Source organism: Achromobacter pulmonis, from assembly GCF_002885955.2.
In the GTDB taxonomy this organism is placed as follows: Bacteria; Pseudomonadota; Gammaproteobacteria; order Burkholderiales; family Burkholderiaceae_B; genus Achromobacter; species Achromobacter pulmonis_A.
Genome location: NZ_POQS01000010.1, coordinates 157,236 through 174,273 on the forward strand (window position 1 = coordinate 157,236; position 17,038 = coordinate 174,273).

21 protein-coding genes are annotated in these 17,038 nt (G+C 70.5%); 5 read left to right on the forward strand and 16 right to left on the reverse strand.

Going from position 1 to position 17,038, the window contains the following annotated elements; genetic code table 11:
- Window positions 1–13: 13 nt before the first annotated feature.
- The 6 genes from C1I89_RS30635 to queE form a co-directional block, all read right to left on the reverse strand.
- Window positions 14–928: an efflux RND transporter periplasmic adaptor subunit gene (locus tag C1I89_RS30635; protein WP_102776029.1), complete on the reverse strand. Its 915-nt coding sequence runs from the start codon at window positions 926–928 to the stop codon at window positions 14–16.
- Complete coding sequence (locus C1I89_RS30640) at window positions 925–1,143, reverse strand: DUF1656 domain-containing protein (RefSeq protein ID WP_102776030.1); 219 nt, start codon at window positions 1,141–1,143, stop codon at window positions 925–927. The genes C1I89_RS30635 and C1I89_RS30640 overlap by 4 nt, the downstream gene beginning before the upstream one ends.
- The gene (locus C1I89_RS30645; RefSeq protein WP_102776031.1) at window positions 1,140–3,194 is read right to left on the reverse strand and encodes an FUSC family protein; all 2,055 of its coding nucleotides are present in this window, start codon (window positions 3,192–3,194) and stop codon (window positions 1,140–1,142) included. The genes C1I89_RS30640 and C1I89_RS30645 overlap by 4 nt, the downstream gene beginning before the upstream one ends.
- Window positions 3,191–3,667: a MarR family winged helix-turn-helix transcriptional regulator gene (locus C1I89_RS30650; protein ID WP_102776032.1), complete on the reverse strand. Its 477-nt coding sequence runs from the start codon at window positions 3,665–3,667 to the stop codon at window positions 3,191–3,193. Before C1I89_RS30650 ends, C1I89_RS30645 begins: the two co-directional genes overlap by 4 nt.
- Before the next feature lie 144 nt (window positions 3,668–3,811).
- Entirely contained in the window at window positions 3,812–4,255 is a 444-nt protein-coding gene (gene queD, locus C1I89_RS30655) for a 6-carboxytetrahydropterin synthase QueD (RefSeq protein WP_102776033.1), read from the reverse strand.
- 28 nt (window positions 4,256–4,283) lie between these two features.
- Window positions 4,284–4,916, reverse strand: coding sequence for a 7-carboxy-7-deazaguanine synthase (gene queE / locus C1I89_RS30660; RefSeq protein WP_102776034.1), 633 nt, complete (start codon window positions 4,914–4,916; stop codon window positions 4,284–4,286).
- Window positions 4,917–5,041: 125 nt separating this feature from the next.
- On the opposite strand from queE, the gene arfB reads away from it, so the two are divergent.
- The 4 genes from arfB to C1I89_RS30680 all read left to right on the forward strand — a co-directional run bounded on the left by arfB (window position 5,042) and on the right by C1I89_RS30680 (window position 7,631).
- Window positions 5,042–5,458, forward strand: a complete 417-nt coding sequence (arfB, locus tag C1I89_RS30665) for an alternative ribosome rescue aminoacyl-tRNA hydrolase ArfB (protein ID WP_102776035.1) — start codon at window positions 5,042–5,044, stop codon at window positions 5,456–5,458.
- A gap of 2 nt (window positions 5,459–5,460) precedes the next feature.
- Window positions 5,461–6,144, forward strand: a complete 684-nt coding sequence (locus C1I89_RS30670; RefSeq protein ID WP_181391090.1) for a DUF2238 domain-containing protein — start codon at window positions 5,461–5,463, stop codon at window positions 6,142–6,144.
- A 75-nt stretch (window positions 6,145–6,219) separates the two neighbouring features.
- Window positions 6,220–6,549 (forward strand): ArsR/SmtB family transcription factor, encoded by a 330-nt coding sequence (locus tag C1I89_RS30675; RefSeq protein ID WP_102776037.1) that lies wholly within the window; start codon window positions 6,220–6,222, stop codon window positions 6,547–6,549.
- A 26-nt stretch (window positions 6,550–6,575) separates the two neighbouring features.
- Window positions 6,576–7,631 carry an alkene reductase gene (locus tag C1I89_RS30680; RefSeq protein ID WP_102776038.1) on the forward strand — a complete coding sequence of 352 codons (1,056 nt, stop codon included), beginning with the start codon at window positions 6,576–6,578 and terminating at the stop codon, window positions 7,629–7,631.
- Between the two features lie 5 nt (window positions 7,632–7,636).
- Here C1I89_RS30680 and C1I89_RS30685 read toward each other — a convergent pair whose 3' ends face one another.
- Window positions 7,637–8,440: a CPBP family intramembrane glutamic endopeptidase gene (locus C1I89_RS30685; protein WP_102776062.1), complete on the reverse strand. Its 804-nt coding sequence runs from the start codon at window positions 8,438–8,440 to the stop codon at window positions 7,637–7,639.
- A gap of 134 nt (window positions 8,441–8,574) precedes the next feature.
- Here C1I89_RS30685 and C1I89_RS30690 point away from each other — a divergent pair, with 134 nt between their 5' ends.
- Window positions 8,575–8,949 carry an MAPEG family protein gene (locus tag C1I89_RS30690; RefSeq protein WP_102776039.1) on the forward strand — a complete coding sequence of 125 codons (375 nt, stop codon included), beginning with the start codon at window positions 8,575–8,577 and terminating at the stop codon, window positions 8,947–8,949.
- A 9-nt stretch (window positions 8,950–8,958) separates the two neighbouring features.
- On the opposite strand, the gene C1I89_RS30695 is transcribed toward C1I89_RS30690, so the two are convergent.
- The 9 genes from C1I89_RS30695 to C1I89_RS30735 form a co-directional block, all read right to left on the reverse strand.
- Window positions 8,959–9,393 carry a carboxypeptidase-like regulatory domain-containing protein gene (locus tag C1I89_RS30695; RefSeq protein WP_102776040.1) on the reverse strand — a complete coding sequence of 145 codons (435 nt, stop codon included), beginning with the start codon at window positions 9,391–9,393 and terminating at the stop codon, window positions 8,959–8,961.
- Between the two features lie 121 nt (window positions 9,394–9,514).
- Window positions 9,515–10,300, reverse strand: a complete 786-nt coding sequence (locus C1I89_RS30700) for an NRDE family protein (protein WP_102776041.1) — start codon at window positions 10,298–10,300, stop codon at window positions 9,515–9,517.
- A 3-nt stretch (window positions 10,301–10,303) separates the two neighbouring features.
- A complete protein-coding gene (locus C1I89_RS30705) occupies window positions 10,304–10,813 on the reverse strand; it encodes a YbaK/prolyl-tRNA synthetase associated domain-containing protein (RefSeq protein ID WP_102776042.1) in 510 nt (169 codons plus the stop codon).
- A 57-nt stretch (window positions 10,814–10,870) separates the two neighbouring features.
- The gene (locus C1I89_RS30710; protein WP_102776043.1) at window positions 10,871–11,590 is read right to left on the reverse strand and encodes a response regulator transcription factor; all 720 of its coding nucleotides are present in this window, start codon (window positions 11,588–11,590) and stop codon (window positions 10,871–10,873) included.
- A gap of 140 nt (window positions 11,591–11,730) precedes the next feature.
- A complete protein-coding gene (locus C1I89_RS30715) occupies window positions 11,731–13,212 on the reverse strand; it encodes an efflux transporter outer membrane subunit (protein WP_102776044.1) in 1,482 nt (493 codons plus the stop codon).
- A 6-nt stretch (window positions 13,213–13,218) separates the two neighbouring features.
- Entirely contained in the window at window positions 13,219–14,364 is a 1,146-nt protein-coding gene (locus C1I89_RS30720) for an ABC transporter permease (protein ID WP_102776045.1), read from the reverse strand.
- Window positions 14,361–15,323, reverse strand: coding sequence for an ABC transporter ATP-binding protein (locus C1I89_RS30725; protein WP_102776046.1), 963 nt, complete (start codon window positions 15,321–15,323; stop codon window positions 14,361–14,363). Before C1I89_RS30725 ends, C1I89_RS30720 begins: the two co-directional genes overlap by 4 nt.
- Window positions 15,320–16,288, reverse strand: a complete 969-nt coding sequence (locus tag C1I89_RS30730; protein ID WP_102776047.1) for an HlyD family secretion protein — start codon at window positions 16,286–16,288, stop codon at window positions 15,320–15,322. The genes C1I89_RS30725 and C1I89_RS30730 overlap by 4 nt, the downstream gene beginning before the upstream one ends.
- Window positions 16,289–16,290: 2 nt before the next feature.
- Window positions 16,291–17,019 (reverse strand): TetR/AcrR family transcriptional regulator, encoded by a 729-nt coding sequence (locus tag C1I89_RS30735; RefSeq protein ID WP_181391091.1) that lies wholly within the window; start codon window positions 17,017–17,019, stop codon window positions 16,291–16,293.
- Window positions 17,020–17,038: the final 19 nt, after the last annotated feature.

The following is a 17,038-nucleotide window of genomic DNA, read 5'->3' on the forward strand; positions in this document are numbered from 1 at the left end:
GGTAAAGACGGGATCAGGAAGACTGCGGGGTGTGCGCAGAGGCATGCCGGGGCGGGCTGTCGACCGCCACGGTGGCGGTCTGGCCGGCCACCAGGCGCACGCCTTCGGGCACGTCGTCGATCTTCACGCGCACCGGGATGCGCTGCGCCAAGCGGACCCAGTTGAAGGTCGGGTTCACGTTGGGCAGCAGGTTGGCGCCGGTGCTGCGGTCGCGATCGGCGATGCCCTGGGCGATGCTTTCCACGTGGCCGCGGATCAGCCGCGAATCGCCCATCAGCGTCACCGTGACGGGATCGCCTTCGTGCACGCGCGGCAGCTTGGTTTCCTCGAAGTAGCCTTCGACGTAGAACGAGCCCGCGTCCACCAGCGCCATCACGCCGCGGCCGGCGGTGGCGTAGGAGCCCGCGCGCAGGTCCAGGTTGGTGACGCGGCCGTCGGTGGCCGCGACCACGCGGCTGCGTTCGAGATTCAGGCGCGCGGTGTCGAGCTGGACTTCGGCCTGCGCCAGCGCGGCCTCGGCCTGCTGCAGGCGGGTCTCGCTCTGTTCCAGCGCCTCGGCGGCCACCAGCCGGCCCAGCGCGCGGTTGCGCTTGGCGTCGCGCAGCGCCTGCGTGCGCGCCACCTGCTGCGAATGCACCGAGGCCTGGGCCTGGTCGAACGCCAGCTGGAAGCGCGCGCGGTCGATTTCGAACAGCACGTCGCCGGCCTTCACGTCCTGGTTGTCGTGCACCGGCACGCTGGTGACCAGGCCGGAGACGTCGGGCGCGACCTGCACCACGTAGGCCTTGACGCGGCCGTCGCGCGTCCAGGGTTCGACTTCATAGTGCACCCAGAGCTGCCAGCCGGCGTAGGCGGCCGCGGCGACGACGACGGCCGTCACGGCGAACCTGCCGATGGCGGAAGGGCGCAGGGCGTTGGGGAGTTTCATGCGGATCTCTGAAGAAAATACGGGGAAATGAGGGAAACGCCATACAGCAGCACCACGAACAGCGCCAGGTCGAACAGCGCGGGGTGCCATACCAGGCGGTACAGCCCGGCGCGGGCCAGCACGCGGCGCACGGCCCAGGCGATGCCCAGGGTGGCCACGCCCAGCACCAGCAGCCAGGGGAAGTAAATGCCGTAGAGATTGAATTCGCCGATCATGATGTCTGGCCCTCCAGCGTCGGATGGGGCGGTTGGTAATCGGGGGCGTCGGGGAAGAAGGCGCGGCGGATGCCCACCAGGGCCACCACGGCGCGCGCCCGCGCGCCCTCGTGCTGCGCGGTGCTGGCGACGCTGGACAGCGCGCGGTCGATCTGCGCCAGGAATTCCGGCGTTTTCTGTCCCGGCTGCCAGGCCTGGCGAGCCCGGAAGAAGCCGGCCAGGCTGGCCAGCAGCGGCGCGATGGCGGCCTCGGCCATGGGCAGGTGGCGGCGCACGCGCTGCAGTTCGGTGATGTCGCGGCCCACGCGCAGGTCCTTGAGCGCGTCGGCGGCGACCACGTCGTCCGGGCGCTTGGCCAGCGCCAGGCGCGGCTGCAGCAGGCCGATGCGGTCCAGCATGCGGGCGGCGTAGGTGTGGCGCTCGGGGGCGCGCGGCGAACTTGCCAGTATTTCCAGTTCTTTCCAGTTGGCGGCCTGGATGCGGCGCGCGCTGCGGTCGGCGCTGACCGTGCGGAAGAGGGCGGCGACGATGGCGGCGGTGGCCACGCCGATGTTCTGCGCGATCTGCGCGTCGATGAAGGACACGATGTCGGCGGTATGGGTGTCCTGCAGCGCCAGCGTGCCCACGAAGCCGAACACGAAGGCCATGGCCTTGCCGACGGTGGCGGGGCGCGAGATGTACACCCCCAGCACGAAGGCCGTGGGCAGCATCGCCAGCACCAGCATTTCGAACGAATGGATGGCGGGCATGATGCCCAGCAGGTACAGCGCCGACAGCGGAATGGAATAGATGGTGTAGGTCAGGAACTGCATGATGCCGGGCACGGGATTGTCCTGCGAGGCGAAAATGCAGCTGGCGATCGCGGCCATCAGCGCGGCCGAGCCGCCGTTGCTCCAGGCGGTGCCGATCCAGAACGCGCTGCAGATCGAAATCGCCACGCCGGCGGCCAGCGCCGACAGCAGCGCGAGCTGGCGGTCGCGGTGCAGCACGGTATTGGAGGAAACGCGCCTGGCGCGCGACGGACGCAGCGGCGCGCCCTGCAGCCCGGCGCGGATGTCGCGGCGCAGGGCCAGGCATTGGTCGTAGGTGTCGATGAGTTCGCGCAGCCGCGTCATCAGGCTGGCCAGCAGCGCGTCGCGCCAGGTGGCGCGCCCGTCGATGGCGGGCGTGAGCCTGGCCGCCTCGGCGCGCAGGCGCAGGGCGTCCTCGTGCGTGGCGAGCGCGCCGGCGTTGATCCATTCGGAGATGTCGCGCAGCAGCGCGGAAACCTCCTGCGGCAGCGCCTGGCCGTCGGCCTGCAGCGCCAGCATGCGGTCCTCCACGGCGGAAACGATGGGCGTCAGGGCCGCGACCTGGTCCTGCATGGCGCGCACCGCGCCCGCGGTCCAGCGCAGGTTGCCGGTGTCGAAGGGCACGTGGGTGGACAGCAGGCGCAGTTGCGTGATGTCGTTGGCCAGCGTGCGGCGGTCGCGGTCCTTCTGCTCGTCGGTCTGGCCGCTGAGCGTGTCGTGCATCCAGTTGCGCGCCCCGCGCACCGCCTTGTCCAGCAGCTGCAGCAGCGTGGGGGCCAGGCCTTGCGGCAGCACGATGCTGTGGACCAGCGTGGCGCTGACGATGCCCAGGCAGATTTCCTCGACCCGGGCCAGCGCCGTGTCGAACACCAGGGACGGCTCGGTCACGCTGGAAAAGCCGATCATGGCGGCGGTATAGCCGGCCAGCATGAACAGGTACGAACGCGGGGTGCGGTCCAGCACCGACAGGTACAGGCAGACGCCCACCCACACCACCATGGCCGCGACCATGACGACCGGGGAGTTCGACAGCTGCGGCACCATGTAGACGGTGACGGCCGAGCCGACGAAGGTGCCCGTCAGGCGGTACAGCGCCTTGGAGCGCACCGCGCCCGACCAGGGCTGGGCCACGATGTATGCGGTGGTCATGGCCCAGAACGGGCGCGGCAGGCCCATGCTGTACGCCACGTACAGCGCCAGCACGGCGCTCAGATACGCCTGGAGCGAGAAGATGGTTTCGCGCAGGGTAGGCAGTTTCACGGCTGCTCGTCCTGTTGCTGCGCGCCGGCGCCGCTGCGGCCCAGCGCGGCCTTGAGGCTTTCGAAGACCCGGTGGCAGGCCTCCAGGTCCGCCGCGTCTATGCCGCGGAACAGGTGGCGGCGCAATTCGACCAGCACGTCCTCGACCTGCGCGCGCAAGGCCTGGCCGGCGTCGGTCAGGTGCAGGGTGCGGGCGCGGCGGTCATGCGGGTCCTCGCGGCGTTCCATCAGGCCGGCGGCGACAAGCTGGTCCAGCACCCGCACCAGCGAGGGGCCTTCGACGCCCAGCGCCTCGGCCAGGGCGCCCTGGCGCACGCCGTCTCCCAGACGGCCGGTCAGGATGACGGGCCAGGCCGTGGCCTGGGAAAGTCCGTAGTCGGCCAGGGCCTTGTCGGCGGCGCCGCGATAGGCGCGCGACAGCACCATCAGGTTGGACGTGGTGGCCATGAGCTGGAAGTCGGTGGGCGTGTTCATGGAATAGATTGTATCCTATCTATTAGCTTACTATTAATTGAAAATGACGAAGATCTCCATTGATTGTTTCAATCGAAAAGATAAGAGCCCGGTTTTCCAGGGATGGAAAACCGGGCTCGGATGGGGCGATCGGCCGGGGCGCGCTCAGCCGTTGCAGTCGGCCCAGCAGTTGGGCGTTTCGTACAGGCGCACGCGGGTCAGGCGCAGCTCGGCGCCGTAGTGGCCGTGGTAGTGGGGCGCCAGCGTGGCGAAGACGATGGCGGCCAGGTTTTCGGCCGTGGGGATGCGGTCCAGCACCACCGTCTTGTGGCCGGGCAGCGAGTCCAGGAAGGCGCGCACGGCGGCGTCGCCCTCGTAGACCAGGAACGCGTGGTCCCAGACGTCGACGATGTGGGTCTTGGCGATCTGCTTGATCTCGGAGAAGTCCATCAACATGCCGTTGTCGGACTCGCCCGGGGCCTGCACCACGTCGCCGCTGAGGGTGATCTCCAGCACGTAGCGGTGGCCGTGCAGGTTGCGGCACTGGCTGCGATGGTCGGGAATGCGGTGGCCGGCGTCGAACTCCAGCCTGCGGGTCACGGAAATCATGGCGCGCTCCGCAGGGGACGGGGGTAAATCATGGAATGCCTATGTATTTGTGGGTTTGCAGGCTGAGCCGCCATTGCGGATGCTGCATACAGTACTGGACGGCTTGCCGGGTGTTGGCCGCGCGTGCGGGGCCGTCCATGGGTTGCAGGAAGAAGTGGTCGAAGTCCAGGTGGGCGAAGGCCTCGGGCAGGGCGTTGGCCTGCGGATAGACCAGCTTGAGCTCGTCGCCGCGCTCCAGCACCACCGGGGCGGTGCCCTTGGGGCTGACGCAGATCCAGTCGATGCCGGCCGGCGGCTTGATGGTGCCGTTGGTTTCGATGGCCACGGTGAAGCCGCGCGCGTGCACGGCCGTGAGCAGCGCGGCGTCCAGTTGCAGCAGCGGTTCGCCGCCGGTGAAGACCACGTAGCGGTCTTCGGCGCCCGGACCCCAGCAGGCCGCGATGGTGTCGGCCAGCAGTTCGGCGGTGGCGAACTTGCCGCCGCCTTCGCCGTCGGTGCCGACGAAGTCGGTGTCGCAGAAGGTGCAGGCGGCGCTGGCGCGGTCGCTTTCGCGGCCGCTCCAGAGGTTGCAGCCGGCGAACCGGCAGAAGACCGCCGCGCGGCCGGCATGGGCGCCTTCGCCCTGCAGCGTCTTGAAGATTTCTTTGGCGGAATAAGTCATGGATGGTGTCGGCGGCCGGACGCCGGAAAAGCAGGCAAAGCGCGTTATTTTACTTGGCGCGGCGCATCGCTCGCCAGCGCCGCCGCGTAACCGCGCCCGCAAGGGCATGGATATACTCCCGCCATATGCTTCACGTCCTAGATTCCCTCTACCTGGATGAGCGCGAGCTGGCGTTCTCCATGATCCGCGCCCAGGGCGCGGGCGGCCAGAACGTCAACAAGGTGTCCAGCGCCGTGCACCTGCGCTTCGACGTGCGCGCCTCCAGCCTGCCCGACGAGATCAAGGACGCGCTGTGCGCGCTCAGCGACCACCGCGTTTCCAAGGACGGGATCATCGTGATCAAGTCGCAGGCGTTTCGCAGCCAGGAAAAGAACCGCGCCGAAGCCGTCGAGCGCCTGCTCGCCATGGTGCGTTCGGTGGCGCGGCCCGACAAGCCGCGTCACGCCACCCGGCCGACCCGCGCCTCGCAGCGCCGGCGCGTGCAGCGCAAGGTGCGGCACGGCGAGATCAAGCGCCTGCGCGGCCGGGTCGAGGGAGAGTGACCGTGGCCGACGCGCGGCGCCGCTACCTGTACACGCTGGGCCTGCTGTTCGCGGTCATCTGGACGGCGCTGGCGATCTCGCCGCACGACCGCGCCGACTGGGCGCTGGAGAACGCGCTGGTGCTGGCCTTCGGCGCGGCGCTACTGCTCACGCGCCGCTGGTTCGTGTTTTCGCGCGTGTCCTACACGCTGATCTTCCTGTACCTGTGCCTGCACGCGATAGGGGCGCACTACACGTATTCGCTGGTGCCGTACGACGACTGGTGGCGCGCGTTGACCGGCGGCAGCTTCAACGCGCTGGTCGGCTGGGAGCGCAACAACTTCGACCGCGTGGTGCATTTTTCCTACGGGCTGCTGCTGGCCTATCCCATCCGCGAGATCTTCCTGCGCGTGGTCGAGGTACGCGGTTTCTGGGCGTATTTCCTGCCCATGGACGTCACGCTGTCGACCTCGGCGCTGTACGAACTGCTGGAGTGGGGCGCGGCGGCCACGGTGGGCAGCGAGCTGGGCGCGGCCTACCTGGGCACCCAGGGCGATATCTGGGATGCGCAGAAGGACATGGCGCTGGCCGCGGCCGGCGCGGTGCTCGCCATGGCGCTCACCGCGCTAGTGAACCGGCGGGCCCGGCGCGACCTGGCGCGCGACTGGGCCGACAGCCTCAAGCCGGGCCGGGTGGACGGCCGATAGCCCTGGAATCCGCATGGGCATGACTATATATCGAATAGTTTCGATATAAGATTCGATAAATTGCGATATTTCAATATGACTGCTTCCAATGCCGCGCAACCCGTCATCGACGCCGACGCCATCCTGAAGGCGCTGGCCAATCCGGTGCGGCGCGAAATCCTGGCGTGGCTGAAGACGCCGCAGGCCTATTTCGAGGAAAGCCCGGGCCACAGCTTCGAGCATGGCGTCTGCGCGGGCCACATCGACAGCCGCTGCGGCCTGTCCCAGTCCACCGTGTCTTCGCATCTGGCGGTGCTGCAGCGCGCGGGCCTGATCTCGGCCACGAAAGTGGGGCAGTGGGTGTTTTTCCGTCGCAACGAAGCCGTGATCGCCGCGTTCCTGCGGCAACTCAACCAGGATATGTAGCCCCCGGCAGGGGGCGGAGGATTTGCATGAGCCAGCTATTCGAACCTCTGCGCGTCGGCGAACTGACGCTGCCCAACCGCGTCATCATGGCGCCCCTGACCCGCATGCACGCCGACCCCGGCCGCGTGCCCAACGACCTGATGGTCGAGTACTACACGCAGCGCGCCGGCGCCGGCCTCATCCTGACCGAGGCCACCGCCGTGACCCCGCAGGGCGTGGGCTACGCCGACACGCCGGGCTTGTGGACGCCGGAGCAGGTCAAGGGCTGGCGCAAGGTCACGGCCGCCGTGCACGCGGCCGGCGGGCGGATCGTGGCGCAGCTGTGGCACGTGGGCCGGATTTCCGACCCGATGTTCCTGGACGGCGAACTGCCGGTGGCGCCCAGCGCCATCGCGCCGCAGGGCTACGTCAGCCACGTGCGCCCGCGGCGCGCCTACGTCACGCCGCGCGCACTGGAAACCTCGGAGCTGCCGGGCGTGGTCCAGGCCTACCGCCACGGCGCGCAGATGGCCATGGAGGCCGGTTTCGACGGCGTGGAAGTGCACGCCGCCAACGGCTATCTGCTGGACCAGTTCCTGCAGGACAGCACCAATCTGCGCACCGACGCCTATGGCGGTCCGGTGGAGAACCGCGCGCGTCTGCTGCTGGAAGTGACCGACGCCTGTATTTCGGTATGGGGCGCGGGCCGCGTCGGCGTGCATCTGTCGCCGCGCGGCGAGATCCACAGCATGGGCGATTCCGACCCGGCCGCGACCTTCGGCTACGTGGCGCGCGAACTCGGCGGGCGCGGCATCGCCTTTCTGTGCGTGCGCGAACACGAGGCGCCCGACAGCCTGGGGCCGGCGCTCAAGGCCGCGTTCGGCGGCGTCTATATCGCCAACGAAGGCTACACGCGCGAATCCGCCGAGGCCGCCATCGCCGCCGGCCGTGCCGACGCCGTGGCCTTCGGCGTGCAGTACATCGCCAATCCCGACCTGGCGCGCCGCTTCGCGCTCAAGGCGCCGCTGAACACGCCCAACCCGGCCACCTTCTACGCGCCGGGTCCTGGCGGCTATACCGACTATCCGGCGCTGCCGGCCTGAGGCGGTCAGAACGCGGCGCGCATCGGGTAGGTGTACAGGCCGAAGTGCGCCACGTTCAGGCCCAGGTGCGCCAGCACCGCGGCCGCCAGCCCGCCATAGCGGTAGGCCAGGCCGTAGGCCGCGCCCGCCAGCGTGGCCAGCAGCACCCATTGCCAGCCGCCGGCGTAGTGCGCCAGCCCGAACAGCACGGCCGCTACCGCCAGCGCCGCCGCGCCGCCCCACGGACGGCCGCGCCAGCGCTGGCTCAGCTGCTGCTGCAGATAACCGCGAAACAGCGCTTCCTCGGCCAGCGTCACCAGCAGGGCGTTGTTGAGCAGCCAGACCGGGGCCGCCTGCGGCCACTTGGGGTCCCATTGCACGACGCCCAGGGCCAGCGCGCATCCCAGGCAGGCCGCGATCGCCGCGGCGCAGGCCAGCACCGCCGCCGCCAGCGTGGCGCGCGCCCGCGCGGCGGCCATCGGCGGGGCCAGCGCCAGCACCACCCAGAACGCGGCCAGCGGCTTGTCCAGGTTCAGGTACATGCCGAAAGGCGCGGCGCCGGGGCTGAGCGGCGCCGGCTCGATCACGCGCAGATTGTGAAAGCCCGGCAGCGCATGCATGAACAGCAGCGCGGCCAGCGCCAGGAACAGCGCATGTCCCGCGCCGCGCGCGGCCGGACCGGATGGCGATTGCACCAGTGCGGCCGCCAGCGCCAGCAGCGCCAGCCAGGCCAGCGCCACCGTATCGATGCTGCCGTCGGCCCAGGCCCAGCCGTAGGCCGCGGCCAGCGGCGCCAGCGCCCAGCGCCGCGTCGCCGGCGGCCAGAGCATGGCGGCGGCAAGAAACAGGGCGGACCAGGGGCTGAGCAGCGGCACGGGCGGGGAAGGGGCGCAAAGCGCTGAGTGTAAGCGCGGCCGGGCTGCTTGCGTTATCGTCGGCGGATCGCTCACCCGGGAGTCGCACCATGAAGACCATTGCGTGGCTGATGCTGGCCGCGGCGTTGCTGCCTTTCGTATCCACGATCATCGCCAAGGCCGGCGGCCGCCAGTTCGACAACAACGACCCGCGCGCCTGGCTGGCGCGGCAGCAAGGCTGGCGCGCCCGCGCCAACGCGGCGCAGAACAATGCTTTCGAGGCGCTGCCGTTCTTCTATGCGGCGGTGCTGTTCGCGCTGTACAACCAGGCGCCGCCCGCGCACGTGGCCACCTTGATGGCGTGCTGGCTGGGCGTGCGCCTGGGCTATCTGGCCATGTACCTGGCCAACTGGGGCGCGCTGCGCTCGCTGGTCTGGGCGGTCGGCGTGGGCTTCGTGATCGCGATTCTGTTTACCGGCGTGTAGGGCCGCCGGCTACTTCCATTCGAACACGGCGCGCGCCGTGGCGCCGCCCTGCACCGAAACCTCGCGCTCCTGGGCCGCGCCGTTATAGGTGGCCGACACCTTGTAGCGGCCCGCCGGCAGCTTCACCAGCATGTAGGGGCCTTCGGAAGTGGCCTGCAGCACCGGCTTGCCTTGCGCGTCCTGGATGGACACGCCGACGTTGGCCACGTAGTCGGCCGTGCCGTTGCGCTGCGCGGCGAAGGTCAGCGCCAGCGGGTAGTCCTTGGCGGCGGCCTTCATGGCTTCGGATTCATCCAGGCCGATGCCGCCGCTGACATATTCGACGGCGCCCTGGCGCTGCACCGGCGGCAGGCCGGCCTGGACGGTCGACAGTATCCCGGCAAAGGCCATGCTGCCCACGGCCATCGCGGCGGCCATGGTGCAGCGTTCGATACGCTTGTTCATGAGATGCTCCTCGATAGGATCGCCGGCCTCGGAGCCGGCTGCAGTCGCCGCCGCGCCACGCGGGGCGGCAACAGGTTCGACCTTGGCCGGCGCGCGGAGTTCGCGTATGGCGTCCGGGATCTCAAGCGATGGTGTCGGCCGGCTGCCAGGAAAATGTCAGCCGGCTTTCGCCGCTGGCCGAGCCGTCCGGGGCGAAGCGCCTTTCGTCGAGCTGTCCGGCCCCGTCCTCGCGCAGCGCCAGCACGCTGGAGCTGCGGGTGCCGTAGTTAGGGCTGACGATGAAGGGGCTGCTCAGCAGTCTTTCGCGCTCCAGCGGCAGGCCGGTGGCGGGCAGGTCGGCGTCGTCGGCGGGCTGGCGGTCGGCCAGGGCGGCCATGAGCGCGGGCAGGTCGGGCTGCGGGCCGCTGCGCAGCACCGCGCCGAACGCCGCCTTGGTGCGCGCGAGCTTGGGCCAGGGCGTGTCCAGCAGATGGTTGGACAGGGCATAGATGCCGGGGGCGAGCTCGCGCGGGCCGCCGTCGCGGTTGCTCAGATACCAGGCCGAGCGCGCGTCGCCCACGATCAGGTTGAAGCCGTTGTAGGCCTGGTCCCCCCGGTGCACGCGGGCCAGGTAGGCCGCGGGCGGTTCGGCGCCGCGCAGATAGTCTTCGACCAGTGCGCCGCGCGATGGCGCCGGGTCGCGGAAATGGCCGGGTTCGCGGAAATTGGTCACCAGCGCATAGCGGCCGCGGGCGCTCACGCCCATCCAGGTGCCGCCGGCCCGGCCATCGCGCCCCGCGTAGATGTCGGGCGCGTCGGGCCATTGCGCGGCGGGCAGGGTGGGCCGTTCGTGGAATTCATCGCGGTTGGCGGCGATCAGGACGGGAATGCCCGGCAGCGTGCGCAGGGCCAGTACGGCGAGACACATGGTTCAGACCTGGTTGGCGGGAAGTTCGGGGGCGGCCTTGACCAGCGACGCTTCTTCGGGCGCGGCCAGCCGGAAGTAGTCTTCCGTGTTCAGCAGGATGGAGGCGTCCAGGCGGCCGGCGTTGAACACGATTTCCTCATGCCGGTGGCGCAGGCTGGGATCGACCAGCAGGTGCAGCTCGGGATTGAAGCTGAAGGGCGGGATGGCGCCGATCTCGCAGCCGGTCAGCTCGCGCGCCAGGTCCTGCGAGGCGAGCGAGGCCTTCTTGCCGCCGGCGGCGCGGGCGATGGCGGCGAGGTCGGCCTGGCGGTCGGCCGGAAAAACAGCCAGCACGTTCCTGCGCTGGTTCGACGACAGCTTCACGCGGCAGACCAGCGCCTTGGCGCCCTGGCTGACGGCGGTGCCGCGGATGGCGGCCACTTCGACCGAGCGGCCGGCGGCGGGGTGTTCGATCAGGCGGTAGCGGGCCTGGTGGCTGGCCAGCAGGGCCTGCAGGCGTTCAAAGACTTCCACGGCGGCGTGGGCGAAAGAGGATCCTGGACCGCATGATACGCCGCGCGGGACGGGAGGCTAGATGTCGCCGGTGAAGGCGTAGCCCCATCCCCAGACGGTGCGGATCGGCAGTTCCACGTTCACGTCCTGGGCCTTGCGCCGCAGCCGGCTCACGACCACGTCGGTGCGGCGCATGGATTCGCGTCCGCCCTGGGCCTCCAGCCCGGGCGCATCGGCGCGCGGCAGGCGCTTGTCGGCGGTGGCGGTCAGCTTGAGCAGGAATTCGCGTTCGGCCTGGGTCAGCGACAGCCGCGTGCCCTGCGGGCTGACCAGGGTCCAGGCGGCGTCGAGGAACTGCCACTTGCCGCCGCCGCTGGGCGCCTGCGCCGACGGCTGCGGCTCGGACTCGGCGGGCTTGCGCCGGCCCGCCGCCGGCACGCGGCGCACCAGCGCCTGCAGCGCGGCCACGATTTCCGGCGTGTCCACGGAGGCCGGAAAACAGACGTCCGCGCCGCAATGCAGGCCCAGGATGCGGTTTTCGGGGGAGTCGAAGCTGGAGATGGCGACGATGCCGGCGGCGGTGTCCATGGCGCGCAGGCCCGCCACCGCCATGCAGAGATCGGAAAGCTCGGCCTCCATCACCAGCAGGGGCGCGCGGCGGGCCTGGAACAGGCGGAACAGGCCGTTGGAGTCGTGGCACTGGCGGGGCGAGAAGCCCATTCCGGCCAGTGCGCCGCTACGGCGCTTGCATTGACCGGCATCGGGCGAGAAGACGATCAAATCGAGTAAGTCATTCATGAATCGTTGTTATCTTTGCAGCATAAGCCTCTGCATGATGCAACGAACCCTGCGGTTTCCTAAACCTTGCACAACGCCACTTTCAGCCCCGAATTCTCGGCCAAGCGCGTTTGCCGCACCGTTGTGGTGCGCGCCGGCCCTCAGGGCGGGGGCGCCTCGTTCCACCAGCCGCCGCCCAGCGCCTGCAACAGCGCGGCGGTGTCGGCGTAGCGCGCCGCGTCGGCCGCGCTGCGCGCGATGCGCGTCTCCAGCAGCTGGCGCTGGCTGTCGAGCAGGCTCAGGTGGCTGATGCCGCCGGCGCGATAGCGGCCCTGCGCGATGCGCTCGGCCTCGGCGGCGCGCCGCCAGGCCTCGTCCTGGGCCTGGAAGGCCGCGCCGTCGGTCTGCACGGCGCGCAGGGCGTCGGCGACCTGGCGCAAGCCGTCCAGCACGGTCTGGCGATAGCCCGCGGCCGCGGCGTCGTATGCCGCCTGCGCGGCGCGCTGGCGGGCGCGCAGCTCGCCGCCGTGAAACAGCGGCTGGGCCAGGCCCAGTCCCAGGTTCCACACATTGACCCCGTCGGACAGGTCGCCGGCGCGGGTGCGCTGCGAGCCGAAGCTGGCGGTCAGCGTGAACTGCGGGTATAGGTTGGCGGTGGCCACGCCCACGTCGGCCGAGGCCCGGTGCCACAGCGCTTCGGCGGCCAGGATGTCGGGGCGCTGCCGCACCAGCGCCGACGGCACCCCGGTGGGCACGTCCGGCGGCAGCGTCAGGTCGGCGAGCCGCAGGGGCGGCGCGCTCAGGGCGGCGGGCGGCTGGCCCAGGTAGGCCGCCAGCTGGTGCGTGGCCTGCGACAACTGGTACTGCAGCGGCGCCAGCGTGGCCTGCGTCTGCGCCACCAGCAGCTCCTGGTTGCTGAGGTCGGCCTGCGATATGCCGCCGGCGTCCAGGCGCTGGCGCATGATGTCGCGCTGGCGGGACTGGGCCGCCAGCAGTTCGCGCGTGGCCTGCAGCCGTTCGCCCAGGTCGGCCTGGCGGATCGCGGCCGTGACCACGTTGGCGGCCAGCGCCATGCGCGCGGCCTGCAATTCGTGGCGCTGGTAGTCCACCTGCGCGCCCAGGCCTTCGAGCGCGCGCCGGTTGCCGCCGAACAGGTCCAGCGTGTAGGACACGTCGATGGAGGCGTTGTAGAGCGTGAACGGGGCCGGCGGCTCGGCCACCGGCACGCCGAAGGCCGAGGGGTCCACCTTCTGGCGCGCGGCCGACAGGTTGGCGTCGGCCGAGGGCAGCAGGCGCCCGCCGGTCTCGGCGTTCAGTTCCTCGCCGGCCTGGCGCAGCCGGGCGCGGGCCTGCGCCAGCGTGGGGCTGGCCTCCAGCGCCTGGCGCACCAGCGCGTCGAGCGCCTCGGAGCGGAACAGGCGCCACCATTGGGCCGGAATGTCGGCGCCGGCCACCAGCCGCTGGTCCGCGTCGGCCGCCGTGGCGTCGGCCGTAGGCGGAAGATAGGCGTCGACCTGCGGGGATGCGGGGGTCTGGAAGTCAGGCCCCACGGTACAGCCGGCGAGCAGCGCGCCCAGGGCGAGCGCGGCCAGGCGCCGCGGCGCGGCGGGAGAAGGACAAGGCGTGGACGGACGGCGGAGCATGTCGGTTCAATCCAGGGTGCGGCGGTAGAACTTCACGGCGGCGGCCATGACGATCACGGTGAACAGCAGCAGCGGCCAGATGCTGGGCCAGAGGTCCCACCAGCCGTTGCCCTTGAGCAGAATGCCGCGGATCAGCCGGTTGAAATGCGTCAACGGCAGCAGGTTGCCCAGGTATTGCGCCCAGACCGGCATGCCCTGGAACGGGAACATGAAGCCCGACAGCAGGATGTTCGGCAGGAAATAGAACATGGTCAGCTGCATGGCCTGCAGCTGGTTGCGCGCCAGCGACGACAGCGTGATGCCGACGGTCAGGTTGGCGGCGATGAAAAGCAGCGAGGCCAGGTAGACGCTGACGAGCGAACCCTGGAACGGCACGTGGAACACGAAGCGCGCCGCCAGCAGGATGATGCTGGCCTGGATCAGGCCGATGGCGATGTAGGGCACGATCTTGCCCGTCATCACTTCCAGCGGACGCACCGGCATGGCCAGCAGGTTCTCCATCGTGCCGCGCTCGCGTTCGCGCGTCATGGCCAGGCCGGTCATCATCACCAGCGTCATGGTCAGGATCACGCCCATCAGCCCCGGCACGGTGTTGTACTGCGAAATCTGCTCCTCGTTGTACAGCCGGTGCACGCGCACCTCGAAGGGCGGCTGGCCGCCGGCCAGCGGCGCCAGCGCGCCGGTCAGGTCTTTTTCCGCCACCGCCTGCGTCAGCTGGGTGGCCGCGCCGATGGCCAGGCCGGTCGCCATCGGGTCGGTGGCGTCGGCCTCGATCAGCAGCGCCGGACGTTCGCCGCGCAGCAGGCGGCGGCTGAAGTCGGGCGGGATGGTCAGCACGAACAGCACGCGGCCCTGGGCCAGCGCGGCGCGCCCGGCTTCCTCGTCCTTCAGCTCCTCGGTGATGCGGAAGTAGTCGGACGCCTTCATCGCCGCCACGAAGCTGCGCGTGAACGGGCTGTGGTCGGCGGCGATCACGGCGGTGGGCATCTGCTTGGGATCGGTGTTGATGGCGTAGCCGAACAGCGCCAACTGCATGATGGGCATGCCCACGATCATGCCGAAGGTGATGCGGTCGCGGCGCAGCTGCAGGAACTCCTTGAGCACCATGCTCCACCAGCGCGACCAGGAAAAGCCTTGCAGGCGTGGACTCATGGCGGGCTCGCGTAGTTGTCGGTGGAACGCTTCATCAGGTAGATGAAGACGTCCTCCAGGCTGGTGTCGATGCGTTCCAGTTCAAGCGCCTGGCCGGCGACGGCGTCCCGCAGCGTGCGCTCCAGCAGCGCGGCGTCGCGGCCGCTGATGTGCAGGGCCGAGCCGAAGGCCACCGTCTGGTCCACGCCCGGCGCGTCGCGCAGGCGCTGCGCCAGCGGCACCAGGTTGTGCCCGCGGATGGCCCAGGTGGTCAGGCCCTGCTCGGCGATCACGTCGTCGGCCGTGCCCTGCGTCAGCAGCCGGCCGTAGGACAGGTAGGCGAGCTTGTGGCAGCGTTCGGCCTCGTCCATGTAGTGCGTGCTGACCAGCACCGAAATGCCGCGCGCGGCGAGTTCGTGCAGCTGCTCCCAGAAGTCGCGCCGCGCCGTGGGGTCGACGCCGGCGGTGGGTTCGTCCAGCAGCAGCAGGCGCGGCTCGTGCAGCAGGCAGGCGGCCAGCGCCAGCCGCTGCTTCCATCCGCCCGACAGCGAGCCGGTCAGCTGCCGCGCGCGGCTTTGCAGGCCCAGGCTTTCCAGCGCCCGTTCCACGGTTTCGCGGCGCGCCGGCATGCCGTACATGCGGGCCACGAAATCGAGGTTCTCGCGGATGCTCAGGTCGTCCCAGAACGAGAACTTCTGCGTCATGTAGCCGACGTGGCGCTTGATCTGCTCGCTGTCGCGCAGGATGTCGTAGCCCATGCAGGTGCCGCTGCCCGAGTCCGGCGTCAACAGCCCGCACATGAGCCGGATACAGGTGGTCTTGCCGCTGCCGTTGGGACCCAGGAAGCCGAAGATCTCGCCCTCGCGCACCTGCAGCGAAACGTCGTCGACCACCTGCTTGTCGCCGAAACGCTTGTTCAGGCCCCGCACGTCGATGACGTAGGGGCGGGCGGCGTTTTGCCGGGCGGGCGCCGCGCTCATTGCAGCGCCGCCTCCAGCGGCTGGCCAGGATGCAGCCGCGCTGCGGCCTCGGGCGCGGGCCGGGCCTGGATCATGTAGACCAGCTTGCTGCGGCTTTCGCGGCTGTAGATCACGGGCGGCGTGTATTCGGCCTGGGTCGAGATGTAGTCGATGCGTACCGGGATGGGGTCGCCGCAGCCGTCGCAGCGCACCATGAGCTGCTGGCCCAGTTTCAACACGCCCAGCGCCGACTGCGGGACGTACAGACGCACCTTGATGTTGCCCGGCGGCAGCAGGCTGACCACGGGGCTTCCGGCCGGCACCCATTCGCCCACGCGGTACAGGGTGTCGAACACCAGCCCGGCGGCGGGCGCGGCCTGGCGTTTCTGCGCCAGCGTCCAGTCCGCCTGCGCCAGGGCCGCGCGGGCCGCTTCCACGTCGGCGGCCTGCGCCGCGCGCTGCTCGTCGCGTCCGGGCAGGGCGGCCACGTCCAGCTGCGCCTTGAGTTCGCGCACGCGGGCGGCGTCGGCGCGCGCCCGTTCGCGGCTTTCGTCCAGCTGCGCGCGCGCGATGCCGCCGATGCGCAGCTGCTCGGTGTCGCGCCGCAGCTGCGCGGCCGAACGCTGGCTGGCCGCCTCGGCCTGCGCCAGCTGCGCCCGGGTGACGTCGACTTCGGCCGGGCGCTTGCCGGTGGCGGTGTCGGCCAACTGGGCCGAGGCCGCGGCCAGCTGGGCGCTGGCCTGCTCGCGCGCGGCGGTTTCGCGCCCGGCTTCGAGGGCGAACAAGGGCGCGCCGGCGGCAACCTGCTGGCCGCGGCGCACCGGCAGGTCGGCCAGCCGCCCGGGCTCGGACGAGGCCACGTAGACGTACTCGCCTTCCGCATAACCCTGGAAGAACGGCTGCTCGTCTTTGCCGCAGCCGGCCAGCAGCAGGGCCAGCGCCGCGGCGGCGGGCAGGGGGCGGCGCAAGGCGGTGGAAATGCGCATGGTCAGCATCCTGTAGAGGCCTGGGAAGGGGCGGCCGGCGAGAACAGGCCGCCCGTCAGCATGGCGATGGCGTGGGCCGCGATCGCTTCGGTGTCCAGGGCCTGGGCCTGCGGGTCGCCCTGCCACACGCGCCGCCACAGGCTGGACGTGGCCAGGGGCAGCAGGGTCAGGCCGAGCAGCGAAAGAAACACCAGCCGCGGCTCCACGCCCGGCGTGATGGCGCCCTGGCGGTGGCAGTCGGCGATCAGGGCGGCGAAGGCGTGCAGGCGGTCGGCGGGCAGGTGGCGCAGCACGCGTTCGCGCAGCTGGCCGCCTTCGTTGACCACTTCGTGCAGCCACAGCGCCGGCAGCCAGGGGCGTTCGGCCGCGCTGCGCACCACGCGGCCGACGATCTCGGCGATGAAGGCCCGCACCGTGGCGGCCGGGTCCGCGGGCGGCTCCTGCGCCTCGCCGGCGGCTACCGGCACCGGCGCCCAGACATAGGCGATGACGGGCACGAGCCGTTCCTGCACCACGGCGTCGATCAGCTGGTCGCGGCTTTTGAAGTAGTAATGCACCATGGCCGGCGTGACGCCGGCCAGCTGCGCGATGTGGGCGATGGTGGTCGCGGCCACGCCGCTCGCGGCGAACCGTTGGGTGGCGAGGTCGAGCAGCCGGGCGCGCATTGCGGCGCTGTCGGGGCGCGGCGGACGGCCGGGGCGGCGGGGCGTGGCAGGCGGTGGGGAGTTCATGGCCGATATCTTAGGAACC